Genomic DNA, 17,739 nt, shown 5'->3' with positions numbered 1-17,739 from the left:
TCTGGGGGGGAGGCACAGGTAGCGAGATCATGAGCCGCATTGCTGCGCCCATGGTAGGAGGGATGGTAACAGCACCTTTGTTATCACTTTTCGTGCTGCCCGCAGCCTATCTGCTGATGCAACGACGTGATAGGAATCCGGATTGACCAAGCTTAAAGCTTGGGTGGTAATCTCCTAGTCTTGGCGCCGGATCAGCTGCTGATCCGGCACTGATAATTGAGGGGGGGGGCTGCGATACCCCCCCGAAACGAATAGTCATGTCCAGATGCCCTATGGATGGCTGGTTGTGGTAGAGAGTCACAGGGGTAATAACTTATTTCTCTATAGAACAATAGGTTACGATGTTTTTGGGGGATTTTGCACGTTTGTCTGCCAACCCTCAAGATGGCACCATTTACCTCCGGGCTGAACGAAGTGGCGGCGGAGATGGACGAGTTTACACAATCACTTATCGTGCAACGGACGAAAACGGTAATGTAGGCTTCGGTTCTGCCGAGGTTCTCGTTCCGCATTCCAAGGGCAAGTAGGGCAAGCAAAGCCTTATTCGTGATTAACCTGCCGGCCAAGATAAACTGGCCGGCAGGCTTTCTACGCTCAAAACCAGCAAGGAACAAATTTTGGGCGGCTTCAAAAATTGGCACTTATCAATTTATTGCTTACCTCTTGAATTTATCCAATTTTTCCGAAAATGCTCAGACTTCCCTCGCTCTTTTTCAAGCGCTTGTTTAAGCCTGGAATTCTCATGCCGAACAGAGCCAAGTTCTTTTTTTAGTCGATCTATCTTGTTTCTCAGCAGGGCTTCAACATGCCGAGACTCCTCGGGTGTTCTAGCTGGAACGGTGACATTATCAATTTTTACGCTCGAAGCCCGGTCTCCCTCCCTCATACTAGAAATCTGGTCTTTAAAGTTGTTGTAAAGATACTGTCGGCTTACACCAGCCAGCTTGGCAACAGCTTTAAATGTGATCGTTTCATTGCTCTGCTTCAATTGATCAACCGCTTGCTCGACGGCTCTACGCTTTTGAAGGCTGCGCTCATCCCTGGCCTGACGCAAACCATCAAGGTTGTCTTCACTCATTTATCCTCCAGTGAGGTTTTGCGCGCTTGTTGCTCACGACCTTGATACTGGCCATCAGCTTCAATCGAAGAAACTATGTCATTAAGCCGCTTGTATATTTCCTTGTTTTTAGCAAGTCTGCGGCCTGTAATTTCAGACATACGACTTTGCTGATTCTCCTGCAAAGCCACAAGCTCTTCTTGCTGCTCTTCAATCAGATTAATTACTGCGCCTTTCTCATTCTTAAAGAAATCTACATCTTTGGCGTCAGCGCGGTAATGTTTGCATGTATAGCAAGCATTCGCATGCTCACACCAATCACCAATTTGAGCAGGCATAGTGCAAGCCCCGCCACACACCCGTGTAGCTCTTATCTGACCTTTTCTTACGAGGAGGTTGGCTACGCTTTCATCTACCTCCCCTTCAATTGTGTAAAAGCGGCCGCCGCCATTTTGCAGAAGAGCTTTTTTCTTGAGCTCAAGCCGGTTGTTTATATATACGGTGGCCATGTCAGGACTGGCATGGCCAAGCTCCATCATAATCGATAATATGTCATGGCCATCTTTGGCCATTGAGGTGCCTTTGGTATGCCTCAGAGGATGCCAGGAAAATGAAAGAGGGGACCCGTCATCAGACAATACACCAGCGCTTACGCATTGTTTTTTTATTTCGCCCATAGTGTAGGTGGGCGATGTAAAGCTTTCATGAGTGCCATTGAATACAGGGAAAAGGTATTTGGTCTTCTTTCCGTGTCGTTTAATAACTGCAGACCGTTGCTCTTCAATAGCGTTAATTATCTGAGCATGGTCTTTATTATTCTTGTGCAAAGGCTTTACATTCCACTTGCTAACTTTGCTCTGCCAGAATGTAAGCAGCATGAAATCTGCGTCGTTCGGGTCTTCATCTAGACAGTCAAACAAAATGGCATGGCCATCCTCAGATCTCATGCCAGCCCCCATTATCAAAGTAAAAACACATGGGGTAGGTGAGGGCGCATGCTTTACTGCGGAATAGAGCTCATCAACAATTCTCTGAGAGTAAGCACGGCCACCGCCTTCCTGCGCATAACCCAACCTTCCAAGACCTTCTTTATAATGCACATTCTTAATTTTCTTCGAAGATCGAGCTGAAACAGTTAAGCCAGGCCAAATGTCAGGCCACTTCCTGGCTGCTGTAGCCAGCATAGCCAGTGTGTCGGTATACCAGTTTCTGCCATACAAGCCTTTTGCGTTCCCCCAATCAACAAACATATCACCAATAAGAACATCCGTTATTGAACTGGGAGATGGTCGCTCGAATTTCTCATGCATGAAGTTGCTAAAATGCTTAAACCGCCCAACATAGCCCGGCAGCGTTTTGGGTCCGAGTTCATCGTGACTGATTTTGTCGAGAATATGCTCTCTGACAGCATCCCTTAACCACTCCGGAAACTGGAATAGATTGACGTAGCTGCTTTTTTGCTTTTGGAGGTCCTTATACCTCACGTGATACTCGGAATACAAATCATCGAGGAGCAACACATTCCGTTTTCTTAGGCTTTGAAATTGCTCACGCTGTATTATTATTTTCTTATGGAAGTCCCCGATAACAGTAATATTGGGGGAGGTGTATTCCTTTTCCTGCAGCTCACCTGACTTGGTGTAGTTTATTTTTACCTTTGACCTGTTTGGGTTCTGTTTTTTATCGAACAATATAAAACTCGTAATCAGGTCTTTGTTATGGCCTTTCTTGCTAGGGCCAATTGAGCCTTTTAGTGGAAATTCTGGATGTGGGATGTCGGCTATGCATGTCACCTCGAATTTTTGCAGCGCATTTTCGCAGCATTCCATCAGCCAGCTCATTGGGAGCCTTCTTCTTTGAACTATAGACTGTGAATTCATTCTTGGATCAGACAAAAGGTTGGCCCAGTAGAGCTTGAGCTCCAGTGAAGGAGTCTCAGGAATTCCAACAAATGATATAGGACTTCGGGCGGCTATATATTCATTCACAAAACAGGGAATTTCTTCTAGAAGGGTTTTGCTCCATATGTTTTCTTGGACCAGTGCTGGTGATATAGCATTCAAACGCGCTTCCATTTGCGTCAGATATAACTCAGCGCCTTCCTTATTATTTGAAATCAGATCTAAATCCATTTAATGCCTCGCTCAGTCGATTGCGCGCCAGATTCCATAAATTCATCAAGCCGCTCCTTCAGCTTGCTTGGGCCGGTCAGATGTAATTTTCGGACTTCACTACTAAAGAGGTGTTTGTAAAAATCGAGTGTTGTTTGAGGGCTGGCATGCCCAAGTCGATCAGCAACGGCTAGCAACCCGTGCCCATCAGCGATAGCCTCACTAGCATGTGTGTGGCGAAAGTGGTGCCAAGTAAATGTATAGCCCGTACGTTTGATTAAATACGTTTTTAGATTCTCGGCGTAGCTCCGAGATAGGGCTTTCCCAATCCTGCCTTTCTTAACATTACAGAACACATATTCCGTCCCTGATTCAAACGCTGCCAGGTATTCTGTGCTTGTAATGTAATCTTCGTACATTTCAAGCAGGTAAGGCATTACAGGGATTGCTCTAGCACGCTTGGATTTGGCCCTGGCCCCATTTTCATTGTCAGATCGAGGAATTACCCAAATAACACCGTCTGCAAGGTCAACATCAGCATGGCGAAGTCCCAAAGCTTCTCCAATCCGCATTCCGGTGTTGTAGAGGAGGGTGACAAGAAAGGCGTCGCGGACCAGGCTGCATGCCTTTATGAGCTCCAGAACCGCCTCAGGCGACATCCTTTTTTCAGTTACTCTCTTCCTTACGGACCCCAGATCCCCTTTAAGGTAAGGATCTTTCTTCCTGACACTTCTGCGTTGATTGATGTGTTCAAGGAAAGGCTTATAGCTGTCTACAGGCTGATGTCGATTGCTGACAGCGACTGATGCAAAAGCAGGCTCTCTGCCAGTCAAATAGCGATAAAAGGACTTAACGGCCAGGTGCACCTGGTTATTCACCGTTGGGCCCAGCCTAGCTGCAGGCTCCAATGAAGGAGAAAGAAAGGCAAGATTTGAGGAGTCATCGGCCATACCACTCAGATGGTAAGGCAGCCACTCAAGGAAACGATCATAGTCGGAAACAGTTATCCCGGTGATTTCCTTACTGTTTGAGTGGAGGTAAGTCCCAAGACGAGCAACATGACGCGCATATGCCTGGATTGTATTGGGAGAGAGATTGATCTGTTCAAGATGCACGATCCAATCACGAATCTCGTCTACTGGGTTTCCGTGATCATCTATAACGGTCCATGAATAGTTAGAATCATCAAATCGGATCTTTACGAGTTCCAGCACAAGCTGCTTCCATGCAGAGTGGACAAGGTGTGCATATACTGACTGGCCATTCTGAGAAGCTCAACCACACCCCCATAATGTACACAGTGGACATAGACATTCATGGTGTCTATATTAACATAATATACATTATGCGTAGCATATTATGGATTCACTCTAGTTAAGCCACGGCGGATGACTGCCAATACGCTCAATCAGGAAATCGATAAACACCCTGACCTTGGCCGTCAGGACGTTGGATTTGGGATAGACAAGCCATAAGGCAGGCTCTGCATCCATCCGGTATTCTGGCAGCACCTGAACCAGGCTACCTTCGGCTAGCTCCTTATGAACGCTCCACAATGAATGTATGGCAATGCCGGCACCGCAGCGTGTGGCAATCTTATAGCTTAGGCCGTCGTCTATGGTGAGCCGGTGCCCAGCCACGCGAGTATTAAATTCGCCACTCTTTCCGTTGGGGCCAGTCAGCTTGATGCTGGATGCAGATTTGAACGCGATCAGTTGGTGATTCAGCAGGTCATCCGGACTTTCGGGTGTGCCGTGGGTGGCGAGATAATCCGGTGAAGCGCAAAGTATCCGTTTATCCTCTGCAAGCTTGCGCGCATGGAGATTGCTTTCTGGCAAAACGGCATTGCGTAATGCTAGGTCAAAGCTCCCCTGTATCAGGTCCAACTCCATGTCAGACAGCCGCAAATCCAGGCTGATACCCGGGTGTAATGCCAGAAATTCGGGGATTAACGAAACAATGAATTGCTGTGCGAAGGTGCTGGATGCGGTGAATCGCAGGCTCCCGGTAACTGTTTCATTGCCGTAGCCCAGTGCCGCCAGTGCTGCGTTCTCTTGAGCAAGGATTTCGCGGGCATAAGGCAGGAACTCTGCACCTTCCACTGACAGCGCCACCTTGCGCGTGGTCCGTTTCAACAAATCTGCGCCAACGCCCTTTTCGAGCTTTGCCAGCTTCGCGCTGGCGACCGCCGGTGGCATGCCCAGCTCGCGGCCTGCAGCACTGATATTGAGCTTCTCAGCGGCAAGGACAAACAGCTTTACCCCTTCTGTGTCCATTTTTATATCCAAAATGCGAATACTGAAACCCAATACTGCCCATTTATTCGTGTAAAGCGAAGCAATATGGTTACTCCAACGAAATAATTTCCGTCCCACACAGCTGGAGCAAGTCATGAAAGCGATGGTTCTCAATCAATATGGTCCCGATGCCAAGTTTGAGCAGGCAGAAATCAACACCCCGCAAGCGCAAGCGGGACAGGTGATTGTCCGTGTGGCAGCAGTCAGCGTTAATACCGTGGATACAATGATTCGACAGATGGGCGCGGATCTCCTCCCCCTTTCCCCTGAGCTTCCTGCTGTTCTGGGCATGGACTTTGCCGGGACCATTGAATCGGTGGGAGATGGAGTAACCGATTTTGCCCCGGGAGATGACGTCTACGGTTGTGCCGGTGGTCTGGCGGATTTGCAAGGTGCTTTGGCCGAATACATACCGGCTGATGCCCGCTTGATTGCTCACAAGCCCAAAAGCCTGTCCATGCGTGAAGCCGCCGCCCTCCCCCTTGTCGGCATTACTGCCTACGAAGGTCTGCAACGTGCAGGCGCCAGTGCCGGGCAGAATGTCCTGGTTCACGGTGGCACCGGCGGTGTCGGGCATGTGGCGGTGCAACTGGCCAGGCATCTGGGTGCCAAGGTGTTCACAACGGTATCCGGCGACCAGCCATTTGAAATTGTCCGTGGCTACGGCGCGACCCCTATTGATTACAAGAAAGGCAGCGTGGCTGACTATGTCACCGCACACACTGACGGAGCCGGTTTTGATGTGGTTTTCGATTCCGTGGGTGGCGCCAATATGACGAACAGTTTTGAAGCGGCTGCATTAAATGGTCAGGTTGTCACCACCGTTGCCATGCTGGAGCTGGATCTGAATCCGGCCCATTTCAAGGGCCTCTCGATTCATGTGGTGTTCATGCTTATCCCGATGCTGCACAACCATCAACGTGAGGACCATGGCCGGATTCTGGCTAATCTGGCGAAGATCGTTGACGAAGGTGCGCTCTCCCCTCTTCTTGATGAGCAACGATTCAGCTTCGACGAGGTGGGGCTTGCCTACGAACGCCTGACCAGTGGCCAAGCCACCGGAAAGGTGGTGGTGGAGCGCTGAGCGGACCTCTGTCGTTTCGCCATTATTTAAAGGCGGGCTCAATCCCGCCACAGATAATAAGGAAGCAACCTCATGGATCAGGAGATGACGTTTCCATCAATAAACCATGGTTATAACCGTGTTTTCCAGCCTGGTCGCTTGAGTATCGGGCTGGTTGTACCTTTGGAGAGTTACCCTTCGGGACCGGTTCCCTCGATGGAGCGCCATCTGGAAAGAGCGTCGTTAGCCGAACAGGCGGGCTTCTCGGCATTGTGGTTACGGGATGTGCCGTTCAATGTGCCGTCGTTTGGTGATGCAGGGCAAGTGTTCGATCCCTTTGTTTATCTTGGTTTCCTGGCGGCGCACACCAACAGCATTGCTCTTGGTGTGGCCAGCCTGGTTTTGCCACTGCGACATCCCGCCCATGTTGCCAAGGCGGCGGCCAGTGTTGATCATTTGTCTAACGGAAGGCTGATTCTTGGCATCGCTTCCGGTGATCGTCCGGACGAGTATCCTGCGTTCAGACAGAACCATGCCAACCGCAGTCAGCGGTTTCGCGAAAGTGTCGATTACATTCGCAGCATGGCGGAATCATCGCCCTTTATTAACAGCATTTTCGGGCACACCAATGGTGATATGGACCTGTTGCCAAAACCGCTGTCAGGGAAGATTCCCCTGTTAATTACCGGCAGCAGCCAGCAGCACCCCCAGTGGGCGGCCAATAATGGCGATGGCTGGATCACCTACCCCCGGGACATTGATGCGCAACAGACAGCCGTAACACAGTGGCGTGCATCGATTGTTTCTGAGGACACGCTCTCCAGGCCAGTCATGCAATCTCTGTATGTTGATCTTGAAGATGACCCCAATGTTGGGCCGGTACCCATTCATTTGGGTTTTCGGTCTGGCATTAACGCGCTGAAAAAATACCTGAAGTCACTGGAAGATATTGGCGTCAATCATGTGGCACTCAATCTTCGCTTCAACCGGGCAGGTACGAAATCGACCATCAAACAATTGGCGGATGAGCTCCTTCCGTATTTCCCGTCTTCAGAGCTGCCGCCCTGCTCATTCTCAGCTCCATCCACAAGCACGAGGTAAGCCCATGACAAAGCGCATTCTCATTACCGGCGCCACAGACGGCATCGGCCTTGAAACGGCAAAGCGTCTAGTCGGTGAAGGTCATCAGGTGATAATCCATGGTCGCAATCCGGAAAAAATCGCCGCCGCCAAGCAACAGCTCCTTGCGACACAAAGCGATGGCTGGGTTGAAACCTGCCTGGCTGACTTGTCCCGGCTCAACGAAGTGGAAGCGCTAGCGGAACAGCTGCGTGCCAGGCATGCCCCCCTGGACGTTATCATTAACAACGCCGGCATCCTGCGCTCCCCCACTCCAGTTACTCCTGAAGGGCTGGATATTCGGTTTGTCGTTAACACGCTGGCCCCCTACTTGCTGGCCAGGCAACTGGCTGCTGGCCTGCCCGCAAAAGCACGCATCATCAATCTCTCCTCCGCCGCTCAGGCGCCGGTGGAATTCGCAGCCCTGAAAGGCGAAAAGCCGCTGGAAGACATGCAGGCTTATGCCCAAAGCAAGCTGGCCCTGACCATGTGGACTCGCGCCCTTTCCCAGCGAAAAGAAAACCGGGACATTGTAATTGTCGCGGTCAACCCCGGCTCATTGCTTGCGTCGAAAATGGTCAAGGAAGGCTTCGGCGTGGCAGGAAAAAGCCTGACCATAGGTGCTAACATCCTGGTGAAAGCGGCCCTCTCGAACGAGTTTAGTGAAGCATCAGGGCGCTATTTTGATAACGACGAGGGACGGTTTGGCTCACCGCACGCGGACGCTTTAGATGATGAAAAATGCGCCCAATTGGTAGCCATGCTGGAAGCATTGATAGCGCGACAGTGAACAAGCCACCGTGCACTTATTTCGTTTCCCGCGGAGTATCTGCAGCGTCACCAACGGCAATCGCCAGCTTGCCGGAAAACCGTTTGCCAATAAAGTCTCGCTGGGCCTGAGCCACCTCATTTAGCGAGTAGGTTTTAGCCACAATGGGGCGTATTTCATCGCGCTCGATATAACCGATCAGGTTTTCAAAGACGTGCCGGGGTTGCCAGGTTGCCCCAAAGAAAGTGAGATCTTTGAGGTACAGGGTACGAACATCGAGCGATACCATTGGCCCAGCAATGGCACCGGACACTACGTAACGGCCTCCGCGGATTAAAACATCGAGCAATGCCGGCCATTCGGTCCCGGCCACCAGGTCCGCAACAACATGGATGCTTTCCGTTTCTATTTGCTCGCGTAATGGCCGCTCTCTAGCGATTACCTCGTCAGCCCCCATATTCAAAATGTCAGCACGTTTGGCTTCAGCGCATACCGCAATCACGTGCGCGCCTCTACGTTTAGCCAGCTGGACAGCGGCGGAGCCAACCCCACCGGAAGCCCCGGTTATCAGTATTTTTTCATTGGCTTTCAGAGATGCCCGTTCGAGCATTCCTTCCGCTGTGGAATAGGCGCAGGGGAAAGAGGCTAGCTGTACATCACTGAGGCCGCTATTGATGGCAAACACCTCGGTGGATCTGGCCACCGTGTACTGTGCGTAGCCACCATCGCATTCTGAGCCAAAGGTGATCAGATGATGCGAATCAGTGTTATCCGGGGATTGCTGCATGGGCCTGACTAGGACCCGCTCGCCAATCCGCGACGGATGCACATCACGGCCAACCGCAACAATAGTGCCGCAGACATCTGCGCCCTGAATACGGGGGAGCCGCAATGGTTTTCCCGACCAGCTACTATCTTGCTGACTTGAGCTCTTACCAAACCCGGCTTCAGCCCCCTCCCCTCTGCCTGAGGTTATCGTTTTTGAGTACCAGCCTGTTCGGGTATTAATATCGGTATTGTTAATCGCGGTAGCCCCCACGCGGATTAACACCTCATTAGAGGCTGGGACGGGGACCGCCAGGTTATCCCGATATTCAAGGTTATCCAGACCACCATGCCCAGTGAGTAACACGCCGTGCATGGTTTTGGGGATATGGCTGTTGTTCATGCTGAAAATCTCCGCTTCAGTAGCTTGGGAACCCGGTCGGCAGCGTGTTTCGACTGCGGAGGAATCACGGTAGTGCTCTGGCTATTATTAGTAAAACGAATAAACTAAATTCTGTTGTTTAGATTATCTAATACGAGGCGCACCGCATGAAGCCACTACTGGACTTGGAGTTACTCAACGCGTTCGCGACCGTGGTGGATTGCGGGGGGTTTAAAGAGGCCGCAGGTCAGCTGCATCGCTCGCAGGGCGCGGTGAGCATGCAGATTAAGCGTCTCGAGGATCAGGTAGGGCAGCGTTTATTGGAACGTAGCAATAGGGGCATCAAGCTCACTAAACCTGGTCAAACCCTGCTCTCTTACATTGATCGTATATTACGCTTAAATCACGAAACCCTTAGCGCCCTGGTTGAAAACACCCTGCGCGGGCCGATTCATTTCGGGATCCCCACCGACTACGCCCAGACGTTTCTGGAGGGTTTTATCCCACGCATCCGCAGTACTTTCCCCGAAGCGCAGATAACTATCAGCTGTGGACGCAGCCGTAAATTACGAGAGATGGTGACTTCTGGCGAGATAGACATGGCGATTGTCACGGCAGAACCACAATTTGAAAATGAAGCAAATCTCTGGTCGGAACCGCTACGCTGGTGCGCACTGGATGGGTTTACGGCAGTCCCGGATCAGCCATTACCGGTAGCCCTCCTGAACAGTGATTGTGCACTGCGGGATTTAGCTATTGTCGACCTGAAGGAATCAGGGCTGGATCACCACGTGGCGTTGGCCAGCAATGATCTGGCCAATATCGCCTCAGCCGTGGCTGCCGGACTCGCTGTGGCATTGCTGCCAACGTCATCCGTGGCGTCGTCAAAGGTCCTGCCGGTCACTTTCGATGGGCTGCCTGGTCCGCGGCTGCTGACCATGAATGTTATTGATGCCGGCACTCTCGGAAATACCATTCTCGAGAGCCTAAAGGCATGCATGATCGATGCAGCAAACGATCTTCAACCGAGAACGTCTATCCCGACTTAACCGTTGGCTATGCACACCGCGCCTTGAATATGCCGTCGACTAAGGAGGTCTCGATTTACTTCACGCTGTACGGAGCATCCGTGCGCACATACAGGGTCACCGGATCTGCGCTTTGGTTAACAATGCCATGCTGAATGGGGCCACTGGATTCAATGTAACTCCCGGGCTTCAACGTCGAGACGGTTTTCATTGAAGCGGCTGAGCGGTACCCCATCTCACCAGCTATCAGCACGGCGCGAAACTCGTTAGCCCCGGTCTCTATCGATCCGGAAAACCCGGCCGGAAAGCGGATCATGGCACCATTCACGCCGGTGTCGCTCTGCCAAAGCTGTGTCGCTTCCAGGTTGTCAGTTTGTAGCGACTGCAACTCAGTACGGTCTTGCCACACCAAATTGTCCGCGTGCAGATTCAATGGGAACTCGCCATTATCATAGGCCTTGCTTGAAGGCTGAACCCGATAAGGGCCCGCATCAATTTCCAGGTAGATCAGGTTTTCATCTGCACCGGCTGCGGTAATGTGGTCTGCGCCGGCAGGTTGAGTCCAGAATGAAGTTGCCGGCATCCACATGGGTTGAGCGTCGGGGTCATCGTTATGCATCTGCCCTTTAATTACTATGCCGCGGTAGGTGATGTTGTGGATATGGGGTGGAGACTGGAAGCCCTTATCGAAACGCACCAGCATCCCCGTTGCTGTATCGACCGCTCGGTCCCCCCAAAGATTCGCGGCGCCCGGGCTTAACTCGCCCCTCGCAGGGTTAAGGTAGCCCCAGTCCACATCCTCGGCAGGTACTACCGTGAGACGAGCTTGGGCTTGCGGGCTTTCAGCGTATATCGCGCTTGCAGCAGCGAACAGCACCAGTGCCGTTGCTTTGTTGAAGGGGATCATCACTTGTGCTCTTTCAGGTTTCAGGGTCTATAACGCTAACCCGCTTCGTTAGTCATAAAAACGGGCCTTTCGGGAATTCAGTTATCGTCAAACAGGTGCAATCAGCTCAAACTAGGTCTAGGGCCTGGCGTCACATCCTTCCAATATCTTCCGATGCCGTGATGACGGATACCCCACAGGGGAAATAAGGCCATATAGGCGTAAACGATTCGGATTTGCATCTCAGCCGCCAGAAACGTTAAATCCCTCTGTTCGGGTCGTTCATTCTGTCTGGGTTGTTATTGTACTTTTGGGGTCACACCGTCCTATGTCTGCTTTACGCTTTTGCCTGCTCTCCATTCTTACCCTCCCCTTGCTGGCTCAAGCAGCGACACCTGTCACCGTTGCCACTGTTGAGATGAAGCAGCCCGTTCGTGAGCTGCTGATTAACGGGACGCTTGCTGCCGATCAGGCTGCACGCTTATCGGCGTCCGTATCAGGCCTGGTTAATCGTGTCGGCGTGGATATTGGTGCTGCGGTTGAGGCTGGTGATGTGCTAGTGGAACTCGATGCAGAGCTCAATCAGTTAGCGCTCAAGCAGGCACAGGCCAGTTATCGACAGCAGGCCGCCACCCTTAACGACGCAAAGCGACGGCTCACGGAAGCCAACTCGTTAAGCCGCAGTATCGCGGCCAGTGAAATACGTAGTCTGGAAGCAGAAGTGGAAACCAGTAAAGCCTCCCTTGCAGCCAGCCAAGCTGAGGTTTTACGACAAAAGGCGCTTCTCAAACGCCACACCCTGTCTGCGCCTTTTGCCGGCGTCATCAGTGCCAAGCTCACCGAAGTCGGTGAATGGGTTACACCGGGAACGCCGGTGCTTGAATTGGTTGGCAGCAATACGCTGCATGCGGATTTTGCCGTTCCCCAGCGTTACTTTTCGCAAATCAGCCGGGAGACACCGCTGAGCATTCGCCTGGAGAGCGCGTCAGCCGTCCGGACGGACCGCGCTCTCCAGGCTGAAATTCCGGCCGAAATTGCCGCCATCGTACCCGTAAACGACCCCTCGGCGCGCACCTTCGTGCTGCGTGCAAGCCTACCTTCCCACGGGCTGACACCCGGTATGGCCGTGTTCGGCAACCTGTCCATTCAATCTTCCCGCGCTGAACCCGTCGTGCCCCGAGATGCGCTGCTCCGTGATGTCCAAGGCAATGTGTCGGTCTGGCTGGCTGTAGCTAATGCGGATGGAGATGCGGATGAATTAGTAGCCCGTCGACGCGCCATCAAGGTACGCCCCGGGCAATCGGATCCAGTGATTGTTCTGGAGGGGCTAAGCAAGGGCGACAAGGTGGTGGTCCGTGGCAACGAGGGCTTGCGTGACGGCGACCAAATTCAGGTGACTCGCTGATGTTTGAACGGATTGTTCGTAACGGCACCTTGATGACGGTGGTCGTGCTGATCATCACCCTCCTCGGCGTGCTTGCGGCTTTACGCATTCCAGTACAGATGATTCCAGACCTGGAGGTGCGCACTATTAGCGTGCTGACGCGCTGGTCCGGCGCCACGCCCCAGGATGTGGAAAAGGAAATTCTGATCGAGCAGGAAGAATACCTGCGCAACCTGCCCAATCTTCGCCGCCTCACAGCGACCGCCTACAGCGGCGAAGCAGAAATCGAGCTGGAATTTCCTTTTGGCGTGGATATTACCGACGCCCTGATCCGGGTGAATAACGCGCTCAGTCAGGTGCCCGCCTACCCGGATACAGTGGACCAACCACAGATCCTCTCCTCATCGTTCTCCAGCAATTCCTTCATGTACTTCAGTGTTTATCCGCAGGCCGGCAACCCCCGCGGGCTAGACATGGACATGATGCGTGACTTTATCGACGACGAGGTCCGGCCACGCATGGAGAGCGTCCAAGGCGTCTCCATGGTGGAGATGCGTGGCGGCGCTGAACGGCAAATTCAGGTGCTGCTCGATGCCCAGGCCTTGGCTCAGTTCGGGCTGACGGTGGTGGGCGTGCGCGATGCGCTGCGCGAACGCAATCAGGATGTGTCCGGCGGTGAAGTGGATAGTGGCAAACGGCGCTACCTGCTTCGCACCGTGGGCCGTTTCGAGAATCTGGATGATCTTAACGATTTGATTTTGCAGCGCCAGGGCGACTCGCTGGTGCGTTTGCGAGACGTGGCCACCGTGGTCATGGATCACTTCCCGGTGCGACAGATATCCCGCTTCAACGGCAATCCGGTGATTATGCTGGCGGTCCGTCGGGAAACCGGCTCCAACGTGATCGACATTAAGCAAGACATGTTGGGACAGGTCGATCTGATTCAGAAAGAGGTGCTAAAACCGGCAGGCATGGACATGGCGCTGATGTCTGATGACGTACGTTACGTGGAAGCCTCGGTGGCGAACGTGTGGATCAACCTGGGCATTGGTGCGGTGTTTGCCACCCTGGTAATGTTCCTGTTTCTACGCTCAGTACGTATTACCGCCGTGGGCGTTATTGGCATCCCGATCTGTACCATTGCCGCCTTCCTGGGGCTGTTGCTGGCCGGACGCACCATCAATGTGATTTCCATGGCAGGCATCGCTTTTGCCATCGGCATGACTCTGGATAACTCCATTGTGGTGCTGGAAAGCATCGAGATGGAACGACGCAAAGGACTTGATCGAATTCGCTCTGCGGTGAGCGGGATACAAAAAGTCTGGCCGGCAGTGTTTGCCTCCACCATGACCACGGTGCTGGTGTTTCTGCCGGTGGTGTTTATTCAGGAAGAAGCCGGGCAACTGTACTCCGATATTGCCATCGCCGTTTCCGCTTCGATTCTGGTCTCCATGCTGGTGGCCATGACGGTGATTCCTACCCTCTCCGCCCGGCTGGATTTCTCAGCAGTGATGGACCATGGCGGCGAACACAGCCGCTGGATGAAAGCGATCAATCGCTGGGCCACACAGCTATCTGCAACGCGTCCGCGCCAGCTTGCCACTCTCGGCATTACGCTGTTGATCGCCACCGCCATTGTGGTGTTCCTTACCCCGCCAGCGGAATACCTACCCGAGGGTGAAGAGCCAAAGACTTTCGCCAGCATGAACGCCCCGCCGGGCTACAACCTGCAAACCATGTCGGCCATTGCTGATGAAGTGGAAGCGCAGTTGCTGCCCCTGGTCGGCCAGGACCCGCAGGCCTATGACCGTGGCGAGCTGGCTATGCCGCCGCTCAAGTACATGAACATGGGAGTCAGCGCCGAGAACCTGCGCATTATCGCCGAGCCCATGGATCCGGCCCACATGGAACCCATGATGGATGGGATAACCCAGGTGTATCGGCAGTATCCCGGGATGCGCGCTTTTGCCGCGCGCGGCTCGATTATTTCCAGCAATGATGGCGGCACCCGCAGTGTCACCCTGGATGTTGCCGGCGCGGAACTGGCCGAAATCTATGAGGTGGCACGCACCCTGTACCGGGAAGCGGAAGCCGTCTTTGATAACCCTCGAATCCAGTCCCAGCCCGCCAGCCTCTCGCTGGCCCAGCCGCTCATCGAAGTTCGCCCAATCTGGAGCCGGGCAGCCGAGGTTCGCTTCTCCACCCGAGATCTGGGTTATACGGTGGCAGCGTTGACTGACGGCGCTTTTCTGGACGAGTTTTTTCTCGGTGACGACAAGATCGACATCTATGCCTACAGCGACCGCACCGGCAGCACGCCATCACTGACCACCCTGCCCGGCCTGCCGGTGCACACCCCCATCGGCGCCACGGTGCCACTGTCTTCGCTTGCCGACCTGCAGGAAACCGTGGATACAAGCGTAGTCCGCCGGGTGAATGGCCGCCGTACGGTAACGCTGAATATCATCCCGCCCCGCTCCGTACCCCTGGAAAGTGGTGTGACCCAGGTGCGCGCCATGGTGCAACAGTTGCGCGACGACGGAGTGGTTCCGGACTCCATCAGTATCAGTCTGTCCGGGGCCAGCGATCAGCTTCAGGCGACGCAGCAATCTCTCAGTGGTAACTATGTGGTCGCCCTGTTGCTGGTTTACCTACTGTTGGTGGCCATTTTCAAACACTGGGGCTACCCGTTGCTGATCATGACTACCATTCCGTTGGGGATTGCCAGTGGCCTGCTTGGGCTGGCGCTGATGAATGCTGCCGGCATCAGCCAGCCCTTTGACATGATTACCATGCTGGGTTTTCTGATCCTGATGGGCACAGTGGTAAATAACCCGATTCTGATTGTTCATGAAGCCACACTGAACATTCGCGCGGGAAGTGCTGCCGCCCAGGCAGTCAGCGATGCGGTGGGCTCACGGCTGCGCCCCATAGCAATGACCACCATCACCACGGTGTGCGGACTGGCGCCGCTGGTGCTGATCCCCGGTGAAGGCACGGAGCTGTATCGTGGCGTAGGCGCCATCGTGCTGTTTGGCCTGCTCGGCACCGCCATCGTTACTGTCACCTTTCTGTCTTGCCTGACGGCGCTGATTTTTGGGCTGTCCCGTCATTCTTCTGCGTAGCTTCAAAAATATCCCCGCTTTGCATTGACCTCACCCCCTAAATTGCCCACAAAGAGAGTGTGCATTTAGACACAAAAGGGGTGGGGCAAAATGTCCTGCCTGGAAGTGTTATGTCGCTATCGCCATTTCGCTTAGTCCGAAATAGTATAGAGATATTCCCGTACAATATTTGCGGAGATTGCCCGCAGAGGGTGCGGGCGCCCAGGCTTGCTGGTTAAGTCGTGAGCAACAGTCAGCGCGAGTTGATCTGCATCAAAAAGGACCGCGTTTGTGCCTGTTACAGTCAGCTCGCACAAAAATCGGAAGGAAACGCACATGGAAAATGCTGTCGCTTCGCCGGACTATAACTACAAAGTTATTCGGCAATTCACAGTGATGTCTGTGGTTTGGGGGATTGTTGGCATGGCGGTGGGTGTCTTCATTGCTGCCCAGCTAGCCTGGCCCGCCCTGAACTTCAATATCCCCTGGTTGAGCTTTGGCCGTTTGCGGCCACTGCATACCAATGCCGTCATTTTTGCTTTCGGTGGCTCTGCCCTCATGGGCACTTCCTACTATGTGGTTCAGCGCACCTGTAGTGCGGTCCTGGCGTTTCCCAAACTGGCGGCATTCAGTTTCTGGGGTTGGCAGGTGGTAATTGTGGCCGCCGCCATTACGCTCCCCATGGGCTTCACCTCGACGAAAGAGTATGCCGAACTCGAGTGGCCCATCGATATCCTCATTACCTTGGTTTGGCTGGCTTACGCCGTAGTATTTTTTACTACTATCGCTAAACGGCGTACCTCCCATATCTATGTGGCCAACTGGTTCTACGGTGCCTTTATCATCGCCATCGCATTGCTGCATGTGGTGAACAACCTGGCGGTACCGGTTTCCCTGATGAAGTCCTACTCCGCCTATAGCGGCGCCATCGATGCCATGGTGCAGTGGTGGTACGGCCATAACGCGGTGGGCTTTTTCCTGACGGCCGGCTTCCTCGGCATGATGTACTACTACATCCCGGTTCAGGCCCAGCGGCCGGTGTATTCCTACCGCCTTTCCATTGTGCATTTCTGGGCACTGATCGCGGTGTATATGTGGGCCGGGCCACACCACCTGCACTACACTTCGCTGCCTGACTGGGCTCAGTCACTGGGTATGGTGTTCTCCATCGTGCTGCTGGCCCCCAGCTGGGGTGGCATGATCAACGGCATGATGACCCTTTCCGGGGCCTGGCATAAGCTGCGCACGGACCCGATCATCCGCTTTATGATTGTGGCGCTATCCTTCTACGGCATGAGCACCTTTGAAGGCCCGATGATGGCCATCAAGACGGTGAATGCGCTCAGCCACAACACCGACTGGACCATCGGCCACGTACACGCTGGTGCCCTGGGCTGGGTGGCCATGATCACTATCGGGGCCACCTATGTGATGGTACCGCGCCTGTTCGAGCGCAAGCAGATGTATTCCATCTCCTGGATTAACACCCACTTCTGGCTCAGCACCATCGGTACGGTTCTCTACATCGCTTCCATGTGGGTGTCCGGCATCATGCAAGGGCTCATGTGGCGTGCGGTAAACACCGACGGCACCCTCACCTACAACTTCGTGCAGGAGCTGGTCGAGCGGCACCCGTTCTACATCATTCGTCTGCTGGGCGGGATCATTTTCCTGAGCGGCATGATCCTGATGGCCGTCAATGTCTATAAAACAATCCGTGCCGAGCGTGACTGCCACGGTGAAGACAACGTGCAGCAGGCTGACTGAGGAGAAC

Annotated in this window: 13 protein-coding genes; 7 read left to right on the top strand and 6 right to left on the bottom strand. The window is 53.5% G+C overall.

The genetic code is table 11. From position 1 onward, the window contains the following. Positions 1-649 precede the first annotated feature (649 nt). From ABNH18_RS08645 to ABNH18_RS08630, 4 genes are all read right to left on the bottom strand, one after another. The gene (locus tag ABNH18_RS08645) at positions 650-1,078 is read right to left on the bottom strand and encodes a DUF6262 family protein (RefSeq protein ID WP_050731506.1); all 429 of its coding nucleotides are present in this window, start codon (positions 1,076-1,078) and stop codon (positions 650-652) included. Beyond that, positions 1,075-3,189, bottom strand: coding sequence for a tyrosine-type recombinase/integrase (locus ABNH18_RS08640; protein ID WP_349382433.1), 2,115 nt, complete (start codon positions 3,187-3,189; stop codon positions 1,075-1,077). The genes ABNH18_RS08645 and ABNH18_RS08640 overlap by 4 nt, the downstream gene beginning before the upstream one ends. Next, complete coding sequence (locus tag ABNH18_RS08635) at positions 3,180-4,382, bottom strand: tyrosine-type recombinase/integrase (protein WP_349382432.1); 1,203 nt, start codon at positions 4,380-4,382, stop codon at positions 3,180-3,182. The genes ABNH18_RS08640 and ABNH18_RS08635 overlap by 10 nt, the downstream gene beginning before the upstream one ends. A 156-nt stretch (positions 4,383-4,538) precedes the next feature. Next, positions 4,539-5,579 carry a LysR family transcriptional regulator gene (locus ABNH18_RS08630; protein WP_349382431.1) on the bottom strand — a complete coding sequence of 347 codons (1,041 nt, stop codon included), beginning with the start codon at positions 5,577-5,579 and terminating at the stop codon, positions 4,539-4,541. On the opposite strand from ABNH18_RS08630, the gene ABNH18_RS08625 reads away from it, so the two are divergent. From ABNH18_RS08625 to ABNH18_RS08615, 3 genes are all read left to right on the top strand, one after another. Further along, positions 5,560-6,549, top strand: a complete 990-nt coding sequence (locus tag ABNH18_RS08625) for a zinc-dependent alcohol dehydrogenase family protein (RefSeq protein ID WP_349382430.1) — start codon at positions 5,560-5,562, stop codon at positions 6,547-6,549. The two genes, ABNH18_RS08630 and ABNH18_RS08625, sit on opposite strands and share 20 nt — an antisense overlap. A 72-nt stretch (positions 6,550-6,621) precedes the next feature. Further along, complete coding sequence (locus ABNH18_RS08620) at positions 6,622-7,629, top strand: LLM class oxidoreductase (RefSeq protein WP_349382429.1); 1,008 nt, start codon at positions 6,622-6,624, stop codon at positions 7,627-7,629. Positions 7,630-7,633: 4 nt separating this feature from the next. Next, a complete protein-coding gene (locus ABNH18_RS08615; protein ID WP_349382428.1) occupies positions 7,634-8,437 on the top strand; it encodes an SDR family NAD(P)-dependent oxidoreductase in 804 nt (267 codons plus the stop codon). Positions 8,438-8,453: 16 nt separating this feature from the next. Here the strand turns inward: ABNH18_RS08615 and ABNH18_RS08610 are convergent, their stop codons facing one another. Next, positions 8,454-9,584 carry an alcohol dehydrogenase family protein gene (locus tag ABNH18_RS08610; RefSeq protein WP_349382427.1) on the bottom strand — a complete coding sequence of 377 codons (1,131 nt, stop codon included), beginning with the start codon at positions 9,582-9,584 and terminating at the stop codon, positions 8,454-8,456. Positions 9,585-9,730: 146 nt separating this feature from the next. Between ABNH18_RS08610 and ABNH18_RS08605 the strand changes: the two genes are divergently transcribed. Then, positions 9,731-10,612 carry a LysR family transcriptional regulator gene (locus ABNH18_RS08605; RefSeq protein ID WP_349382426.1) on the top strand — a complete coding sequence of 294 codons (882 nt, stop codon included), beginning with the start codon at positions 9,731-9,733 and terminating at the stop codon, positions 10,610-10,612. Positions 10,613-10,667: 55 nt separating this feature from the next. Here ABNH18_RS08605 and ABNH18_RS08600 read toward each other — a convergent pair whose 3' ends face one another. After that, positions 10,668-11,498, bottom strand: coding sequence for a DUF4437 domain-containing protein (locus ABNH18_RS08600; protein WP_349382436.1), 831 nt, complete (start codon positions 11,496-11,498; stop codon positions 10,668-10,670). A 307-nt stretch (positions 11,499-11,805) separates the two neighbouring features. On the opposite strand from ABNH18_RS08600, the gene ABNH18_RS08595 reads away from it, so the two are divergent. From ABNH18_RS08595 to ccoN, 3 genes are all read left to right on the top strand, one after another. Then, positions 11,806-12,882: an efflux RND transporter periplasmic adaptor subunit gene (locus tag ABNH18_RS08595; RefSeq protein ID WP_349382425.1), complete on the top strand. Its 1,077-nt coding sequence runs from the start codon at positions 11,806-11,808 to the stop codon at positions 12,880-12,882. After that, a complete protein-coding gene (locus ABNH18_RS08590; protein ID WP_349382424.1) occupies positions 12,882-15,986 on the top strand; it encodes an efflux RND transporter permease subunit in 3,105 nt (1,034 codons plus the stop codon). The genes ABNH18_RS08595 and ABNH18_RS08590 overlap by 1 nt, the downstream gene beginning before the upstream one ends. Positions 15,987-16,301: 315 nt before the next feature. Next, positions 16,302-17,732, top strand: a complete 1,431-nt coding sequence (gene ccoN, locus ABNH18_RS08585) for a cytochrome-c oxidase, cbb3-type subunit I (RefSeq protein ID WP_349382423.1) — start codon at positions 16,302-16,304, stop codon at positions 17,730-17,732. The last annotated feature ends 7 nt before the right edge of the window (positions 17,733-17,739 follow it).

Origin of the sequence: Alcanivorax sp. (assembly GCF_040118815.1) — a bacterium.
Taxonomy (GTDB): Bacteria; Pseudomonadota; Gammaproteobacteria; order Pseudomonadales; family Alcanivoracaceae; genus Alcanivorax.
Note: the sequence above shows the minus strand (reverse complement) of the source record. Positions and strands in the feature narration are given on the sequence as shown.